Annotated in this window: 8 protein-coding genes; 7 read left to right on the top strand and 1 reads right to left on the bottom strand. The window is 37.9% G+C overall.

Annotation, left to right across the window (positions count from 1 at the left end; translation table 11 throughout):
* The 4 genes from Q0274_RS03990 to Q0274_RS03975 all read left to right on the top strand — a co-directional run.
* A partial coding sequence (locus Q0274_RS03990) for a NirD/YgiW/YdeI family stress tolerance protein (protein ID WP_367271909.1) occupies positions 1-453 on the top strand: 453 nt, incomplete at its 5' end.
* A gap of 9 nt (positions 454-462) precedes the next feature.
* A complete protein-coding gene (gene ppa / locus Q0274_RS03985; RefSeq protein ID WP_298027869.1) occupies positions 463-981 on the top strand; it encodes an inorganic diphosphatase in 519 nt (172 codons plus the stop codon).
* Positions 982-1,183: 202 nt separating this feature from the next.
* Positions 1,184-2,023: a hypothetical protein gene (locus Q0274_RS03980; protein ID WP_298027867.1), complete on the top strand. Its 840-nt coding sequence runs from the start codon at positions 1,184-1,186 to the stop codon at positions 2,021-2,023.
* Entirely contained in the window at positions 1,977-2,684 is a 708-nt protein-coding gene (locus Q0274_RS03975) for a leucine-rich repeat domain-containing protein (protein ID WP_298027865.1), read from the top strand. Before Q0274_RS03980 ends, Q0274_RS03975 begins: the two co-directional genes overlap by 47 nt.
* A 760-nt stretch (positions 2,685-3,444) precedes the next feature.
* Here the strand turns inward: Q0274_RS03975 and Q0274_RS03970 are convergent.
* Positions 3,445-6,462, bottom strand: a complete 3,018-nt coding sequence (locus tag Q0274_RS03970) for a TonB-dependent receptor (protein WP_298027863.1) — start codon at positions 6,460-6,462, stop codon at positions 3,445-3,447.
* 374 nt (positions 6,463-6,836) lie between these two features.
* Here Q0274_RS03970 and Q0274_RS03965 point away from each other — a divergent pair, with 374 nt between their 5' ends.
* From Q0274_RS03965 to Q0274_RS03955, 3 genes are all read left to right on the top strand, one after another.
* Complete coding sequence (locus Q0274_RS03965; RefSeq protein WP_009006917.1) at positions 6,837-6,983, top strand: hypothetical protein; 147 nt, start codon at positions 6,837-6,839, stop codon at positions 6,981-6,983.
* A 106-nt stretch (positions 6,984-7,089) separates the two neighbouring features.
* On the top strand, positions 7,090-7,638 hold the full coding sequence (locus Q0274_RS03960) for an Imm26 family immunity protein (protein ID WP_298027859.1): 549 nt from the start codon (positions 7,090-7,092) through the stop codon (positions 7,636-7,638).
* A complete protein-coding gene (locus Q0274_RS03955; RefSeq protein WP_298027857.1) occupies positions 7,638-8,585 on the top strand; it encodes a hypothetical protein in 948 nt (315 codons plus the stop codon). The genes Q0274_RS03960 and Q0274_RS03955 overlap by 1 nt, the downstream gene beginning before the upstream one ends.
* Positions 8,586-8,647 lie beyond the last annotated feature (62 nt).

Raw genomic sequence — 8,647 nt, 5'->3', positions numbered from 1 at the left:
AATTTAAATGCGAGCGTCAAGTGCGAGCGGATTTTAAATTTAATGAAATTTTGGATCTGTTTGCGGACGATAGAGATTAAAATTTTAAGGATAGATATGGTTAGAAAATTTTTACTTAGTATGGCTTTGTGCGCGGCTGCATTTGCTGCGGGCGGGTTTGTGCCAAGCGGCGCAACGGCGCAAAATCAGCCGTCAAGCGTCAAAGAAGCGCTCAAATTAAGAGATGATTCTTTTGTCGTAATCGACGGCAAGATAAAATCCCAGCTCAGACACGAGCATTATAGATTTGTGGATCAAAACGGCGATAGCATCGAGGTTGAGATCGATGATGACGTTTGGCGCGGCGTGAGCGTGGATGAAAATACGCTCGTGCGAATTAGCGGCGAGATCGACAAAGATTTTACAAAAACGACGATAGACGTGAAAAATATCAAAATTTTAAATTCTAAATAAAGGAAAACTATGGATCTTTCAAAGATAAAAGTGGGCTCAAACCCCGATAAAATCAACGCAGTGATCGAGATCCCTTACGGCTCGAACATCAAATACGAGATCGACAAAGCAAGCGGCGCACTCTGCGTAGATCGCGTGCTATACGGCGCGATGTTTTACCCGGCAAATTACGGCTTCGTGCCCAATACCTTGGCTGACGACGGCGATCCCGCGGATGTTTTGGTGCTAAACGAATACCCGCTTGCCGCCGGTAGCGTGATCCCGTGCCGCCTAATCGGCGTTTTGATGATGGAGGATGAAAGCGGCATGGACGAGAAGCTGCTTGCCGTGCCGGTTAGTAAGATCGATCCGCGATATGACGGCATCAAAGGGGTCGCCGATCTGCCTAAAGCGACGCTGGATAAGATCAAAAATTTCTTCGAAACATACAAGCTTTTAGAGCCGAATAAATGGGTCAAAGTGAAGGACTTCGCAAGCGCCGCCGAGGCCGAGAAAATCCTAGACAAAGCGATCAAGGCTTATAAATAAAATTTACAAGCATCCTTTGATTTGGAATTTCGCCTCACCTTTAAGACGCTGGCGAAATTCCAAAATTTTAAAATTTGATGGAATTTGCGAAGCGCAGAGCGATGTGAGGATTTTTAAATCAAGCTTGCAAAGCGCTCGCTTAAATTTTATAAATATCGCGCAGCTAGATACTAAAATTTTAAATTTTAAAAAGGCGACTCAAATGAAAAAGATTTATATCGCGCTATTTATAGCAGTTGCTTTTTCGCTCTACATACAATCAATCTCCGGTTTTAAAGGCATTAAAATTAGTATGTCAAACGATGCGCAGGACATCCGCCTGAAGTTTAGCCCAAAGCTAAGCGAGGATCAAAATACGCAGATGCAAAACTTGGCGAATTTTTTACGCTTTAGCGATAAAGGGCGAGAGAATTACTATGGTATAAGCTTCTTTAGCGATATCGCTACGACGTGGGATTTGTATGAAAAGCTTGCGGACATTGATGAGCTAGACTTCGGCAGAAACGCGAATTTTATGACCGTTTCGCCGATTAGAGTAGATGAAGTTACACAGGTTCCGCCCGAGATTTGCTTGCTTTCAAATTTAAAAAAGCTCGATTTGCAAGGCACGAGAACGAGAGTTTCGGATCTGCCCTCTTGCGTGCAAAATTTACAAAAGCTTGAGTATTTAGGTTTACGCGCTACCGAATTTACGGAGATTAGTGAAAATATCTCTAAAATTCCGAATCTTAAGACGCTGATTTTGGATCGTTGCCCCGTAAAAGAGTTGAGCGCGAATGTAGCGAATTTAAAGAATTTAGAATATCTTGAGCTGGATGAAACGCATATTTCGCAATTGCCGCCGCAGATTACAGGGATGAGCAAGCTGCGAGAGCTCCACTGTTACAGTTGTAAATTTTTGCATACATTGCCTACGTATCTGGCGGAGCTGAAAAGTCTGGAAATTTTATATCTTACGAACACGCATATAGAGACGCTACCCGATGAGGTTTCGCATGCCGAGTCTAAAGGAACTAAGCGAAGATTTTACCTCTCCTCCTGAAAACATCGTAAATTTACCAAATCTTGAGGAGTGGGGTCATATGGACGAGCAGAGATTACGGCTCGCCGTGAAAATCCCGTCGCTCAAAAGGCTTCATATAAGTTCAAATATCAAAACGATCCCGTCTGAGTTAGGGGATTTGCATAATCTGCAGGAGCTTGATATTTGGTCTGAAAATATACAAGAAATCCCTGATAGTATCGGCGCATTAAAAAGCTTAAAAAAACTCGATATTGGCAGATATAAGCAAGAGAGTCTGCCTGAGAGCATCGGCATGCTTGATGCTTTGGAAGAGCTGAAAATTAACAGCCAAGCCATTACGAAAATCCCTGAGAGCATCGGAAACCTACATAATTTAAAGGAGCTTTACATCCACGGAAAAAATATTACGCAGCTTCCGGAAAGCGTAGGAAACTTAAAAAATTTAGAAGTTCTAGATCTGTCCGAAACCTCGATCAAAAAACTACCGCAGAGCATAAACGATATGACGAGCCTTAAATACATTGATCTTCGCGATACCGATTTAGAGGAGCTTAACGTCGATTTTATCCGCCTTAGCAAACTTTACGGCATTAATTTGTATGGCGTTAAGCTTAAAAAGAAGCCCGTAGTTCCAAAGATAGAGGGAAGGCATATTGGCATTAGAGGATATGAGGATTAAATTTAAAACGAAGCTATAATTTGTCCGGCGCCGACATATACTGCGGCGGAATTTTAGCAAGGATTATAAGAAGATAAACCGCACAAAAGATCTCTAGCCGGATCAGCCTTGCGTGCTAACGACAGCGAGACTTATCGAGCTTTAAAGCTTCATACGGGCGCCGCAAATTTAAAAACCTCGTGCGCCGCGCTAAAATAGAACAATTTATCTGTGTGGGCTCTTCCTTAAATTTAGTGAGCTTCGGAGCAAAATTTGAAGTTAAAATTTTTAAAGGACCACTGCGTTTATAAGATTTGTCGTCACAAGCGGGCGAGATAGAGCGAAGAGAAATAGATTGCACTCATTGCCGCAAAAAAGACTCTCGCCGCTTGGAAGCGAGATGATCCGCTTGCAGATTTACGACATTAAAATTCCCCTGCGATTTGCTTAGTGTGAGGCTGTGCGCCTGCGAAATTTTTAGCATATACGGGCGCTATGCTTTTCGGCTCGGTAAATTTACACGGGCAAAAAATTCGATCTCGAAGCGAGGGAAAGACCGTGAGCGTCGTTGCAAAATTATAAAGCTGACATCATCACGGACAGGAGCCTTTGGTCTACCGCGTCACGTAAAATTTGAAATTTACACGCTACATAAAATTTAAAAATTTAAATGACACCAAATGATTTATTATCACCATCCTTTTTAAATTTACTAATAAATCTATAAATTTTGATTCCAAAGGCTTTTGTTTTAATAAGACGTCAAACACTTGATTAAATTTCAAAACTGAAACTCCCATGTGAGTTTATAGTTCCTACCCGGCGAGTAAAAGCGGTTGATGCCAAGTCCTGTTTCTTGATCTATCAGATTGCTAGTTCCAAAAGGCCTTATTGATCTGGCACTTTCCCAAGTGATATATTTGCGATCGGTTATATTATAAACGCCCGCTCGAAGCGTCAGATATTTGATCGGCTTGGCGTAGGTTACGAAATCGATCGTCGTATATCCGCCGCTCCTCCATTCCACCTCGCTATTTCTTACGGGTTTGCCGTTTACGATTTTGCCGCCTAGATACTGCTCGTACCAATACATATTGTAGGTATCTCTCGCCTTTTTCGCGGCTACCGCGGTTACGAACAGATCCGCGCCGTATTTATCGCCCGGGCTTTGATAGCCTACGCTATAAACCGCCGTTCGCGGCTGGATCGCATTCATCGGCGTATCGGTTTTGCCGTGACCTATATCCATTCTGCCTTTTTGAATACTTAGCTTATATCCTATATGAAAGCCCTGTAGAGGCTGCCAAATTTGATCCAAAAATAGCTTCGATTCGATCTCTATTCCTCTAACCCTCGCTTTCGGACGATTTACGTTTTGATACACGGAGGTAGGCAGCCTGCTTCCGCCGTTTCCGTAAGGAAGCTGGAATTCCCCCTTATATTGTAAATCTATAAAATTCCTATAATCCGTCTGGAATAAATTTAAAGTGACGAAGCTAGGCGAATTATGAAGAGTAAATGCTATCTCTTTGGTTTTTGCGGTCTCTTTTTTCAAATCCAAATTCGGATATATCGAAAAATCGGGGTGCTGAAACGTGAAGTAAATTTCATCCGAGGTAGGAGCTCTAAATCCGTTTGCGTATTTAAGCTGAATTCTAAAAAAATCGAGCGGATCGATATTCGTAGATAAAGAATATGAGTTTGCCGAATACTTTCTCTTTTGCGAAGCCAAATACACGGCGTTGGCTTCGGCGTTAGCATCTCTATGAGCTTTTATCTCTTTTTGAGATGGAGTGCCGGGAAGCGGCGTGTATGGAACGAACATCCCGATAAACAGATCGGTCGGAATTTTAGGCGTAACGCCTGGGGTATATGATGGATTGTGTTTAACCTTATCATACCTATAATTAAGATCAAAGGCTAAAACATCGTTTATACGAAAGTCATCTCCCACATAAAGCGCTCCGGTTTTGGTCTCAACCGGAATAAGAAAGCTAAAAGGATCGTCTTCGTGGCTACAAAGCGTTACATAGTCGTTTCCGTTGTATAGCTTACATTTATCCGCATACCAAGTGCCGAGCATAGGAAAGTCGGGGTTAGTATTTCTTACGCCGAAAAAGGTTTCGGCCCACCACTGTTTATTCGTAGGCTCGTATCCTTGTCTGTTTACCATTCGCTTATCGCTTTTACTAAAAAGCCCGCCGTAGCTTAAGGTGTGCTCTGAGCTTTTGATAGTAAAATCCTTGGTAAGATCGAGATTTAATTGTTTTGTATCGGTGATGAGATCCCTGTCTTTCCAGTTGTTATCTACAAAGCCGTATTGGCTCGGCAATAAGAGAGAATCGCCGTTCCAGCTATCTTTTGGATTGATTACCGCATAGTTTCCTTTGCCATTAGGGGTAGGTACAGGGGTAAGGTCGTAGTGCTGATAGCTCCACGTATTTGTATCAAATAGATCGATACCCTTTGAGCAGTTATAGTTATCGCAATTGACTAAAATATCGGAGACTCCTCCCGTGTTTAATTCATTCGTGTATCCTCGGTAGGTGTTATCATCCACTTTATCGCCTCTACTATCTACTACTATATCTCTCGTCCTAGGTATGGGAACAGGACTCCACCACGGCTGTTCGTAATACGTCTCGGTAGAATGTTGCAGCTCGCCTCCGTATTTATCTACCATTTTTCCGTTTTCGTTTATATGTAGACCAGACGGATTTGAAATGCCTGCGCAGTTATCGCCCTCGCAATATTCGTCCGTTCTTGCCTTTAGTTTAATGCGCTGCTTGTTATAGCTAAATTTCAAGCTGTCCCATAAAGGCGTTTCATCGAAATTTTCGTAAGAAAACGAGTAATTCTTTCTTTCGCTTGTGTCGTTAGTGTGTCGTATATCGTTAGTCAATGCTCCCCAAGGGGTTTGCGTATTATAAAGAGCAAATTGATTCGACCAGTCTATTCCCTCTGATTTTATATTAGACTTATCGTATCCTAGGCTAAATCTATCGGTATCGGTGGGTTGAAAACCAAATTTGACAAGGGTGCTTTTCTTGTAAATTCTATACGGATCGGGCTTTTCCCTAACTTTTCTGATGACGGTTGGGTCATAGTCTTTATAACCCCAGTTTTTTAGTTCATGTCCTTCTCTATCAGTATGAATAGCCAAAAGATCAAACCACTTAAACCGAACTGCAGCTGCATGGCTTTGCCAGTTTTGTCTATCCGCACTTTGATACCCGCGCTTAAATCCGTAATACCAATCCTTCTCCGTTAGATAATCTCTCGCATCCTTTGTCTCAAACGCTACTGAGCCACCTAGCGCGCCCGAGCCTCTTTTTACCGAATCTGCACCTTTAGTGATATCTACTTGTCTTACGTTTTCAACCTCAACGCCGTTTCTAGTGTTATTAAAGTTTCCATATCCTTCAAATAGATCTTTAAAACCTTGCGAGCTTAACGTTTCTGCTTGGCGAAGTCCATCTATGCTTATATCTACGCGGTTTTCATCTACTCCGCGGATCGAGTAGCCACTAGCACCGAATCTTCCACTTTCGACAACTGAAACGCCGGTTTCGTGACGAACCATATCTCTACTGTCGCTAACTTGCTCTTTGGCGAGTTGCTTGGCGCTCTTTTTAGTTTCGCCGACTTTTTTGGTAAGCGGGTCGCTTTCTACGTTTCCCGTAACATTGATCTGCCCTAAATTTTGGGAGCCACCTTCGCTATCATCCTGTGCAGCTAAAGTGGCCGCGCATAAACAAAGCGCTCCCGCCGCTGCAATAGAAAACCTAAATAAGCTCATTTTGATCCTTTTATAATACTATTTCTCATAGGCGTTATTAAAAAGAACAGTATATTAGTGAAAAATTCTTTAAATTTAAATTAAAAATAATTTATTATTATCTAAATTTTTAAATGTTTAAGTAATTTTTCTTGAAAAAAATTATATAAAATTTTTTTATTATATTTCAACTACTTGCCAGCCATTAATGTTTCAGTAGCTCCAAAATGCTCCTTCAACATTAATGGACGTCGCAGTAGTTTTACTTAAAAGTTATTTATTAATTCTTTCAAGAAAAATTTTAATTTATTTTTAATTCACTATTTTAGTAGTATGTAATAGAAAAAGTAAAATAAAAATGCTATAATTATTAAGAAAATATTGGAGGAGAGAAAATGAAATTAAAATTTGAATTAACTAATGAACAAAGAAAATATTTAGGACTTATTCCAGTTGAAGAAGATTGGGAGCTTGTAAAACTTAACTACAAATATGAAAACATTTATTTTTATTTTGATGGAGATATAATCAGAAAAAAATAAATTTAAGTGAAAATTCCTATTATGAGACTGAATTAAATGAAAAAACAACAGAGAATCGTACAGTGATACTTCCTAAAACTGCAAGAGGAAAAATAAAAATTATGGTTTGACTAATCTTATGGGTAGACCTTTAATAATAAAAATATATCATAAAATAAGTGATAATAAAAATGTTGATTTAAAAGATTTATCAAATTGTTTAGCACTCCCCTCACAAGCTATTATGGACAATATTTTTTATTATGGAGAAGCTATTATTTTAGGAAATTTACCTTTGGAAGATAAAGATTATGATATGCTTATTTCAGTTAGTGAGAGTATAAGTTATATCAATAGAGATGTGGCATACTTACAGTATGGACTTATTTATAAGGAAATTCCTTTTTCAGTTTATGAAAAACTTATTGAAAAATTAAAAATAGAAACACAAACTTGTAGAAATGAATGTATAAGTTTTGGAATATATGCTGATGATTTAAAAGAATGTATTAAAGAAAAGTCTAATTCTCCTTATTGGGAAAGAGAAATTGAACATAGAGTATATGATTTAAGAAATCCTTGTCTTATAGAACTGAAAAGAAAAATTTTTGAAGCTTTTGGGCTTGATGCAGGTAAAACTTATAAGGAAAATTTAAAAATTATGGAGGAAGAATAATGTTTTTTTTAGGATATTTATTTTTTTATTCTGTATTAGCAACTTTGATGGACCCATCAATATTCTTTTCAATGCTTTCTTTTGTATTAGGTGGAATGTTATATTTTAATAGTAGCTCTCCTTTACAAGGAATAGCAATCTGTGCTTTTGGACTATTACATTTAATTTCAAGATTATGTTATCATAGTAAAGGAATGCGTGCTAGTGGTAATTCATATATTGATTATAATACAAGTTATAATTTTATTTCAATTTCTATAGCAACTGTTATTTTTGCCATACCCATTTGGTATATTATTGTTAAATCAAACATAATAACATTAGGAAATTCACCTTTATATATTTTTATCCCAAGTCTTTTTATATCTTGGGCTATACTCTTTAAAATAGTAGATAGGATTTTTATACACAATAGAGAAACGCAAGAAGTAGTTTTAGGAGATTATTTTACTATTTATAAAGGTAGCAGAAGAAGGCATAGACATATCTATATTTTTAAATTTAAAAATTCTCCAGATTTGTATTCTACTGGAATGTGGAGACACAAAATTTTTATAGATAAGGTTGGCTCTAAATTTTCTTGTACTTTTGGAAAAGGAATTTTTGGTACAAGTTATATAACAAGTATAAAATTAATTGAAGATGCAGGAATAAATGCTCCTGAAAATCAAAATTCATATAGTACTTTTCCTTTTAAAAAGAGAAGTTTAACAAAAAAAGATTATACATTTCCTTGGCATATATTATTATTTGCTAGTGGAATTTTAGTATTTTGTTTTGGGGTCTTTTTTCTTTATGTTGCTCATATAGGAGTTCAAAATTCTGATGTTAGCTTATTAAAATATATTGAATTATATAAAATTATTGGAGTAAGTGGAATTATTTTAGGTATTGCTCTTATAATAATTGCTATTTTTATTCTTATTAAATTTATTAGAAAAAAATAAAAATTTGGAGGCTTATAAAATGAATGAAACTAAAAAATGGGGCTATATTTTTGATGAAAAAT

Origin of the sequence: uncultured Campylobacter sp. (assembly GCF_937973075.1) — a bacterium.
Taxonomy (GTDB): Bacteria; Campylobacterota; Campylobacteria; order Campylobacterales; family Campylobacteraceae; genus Campylobacter_B.
This window is presented reverse-complemented; position numbering and strand designations above follow the sequence as displayed.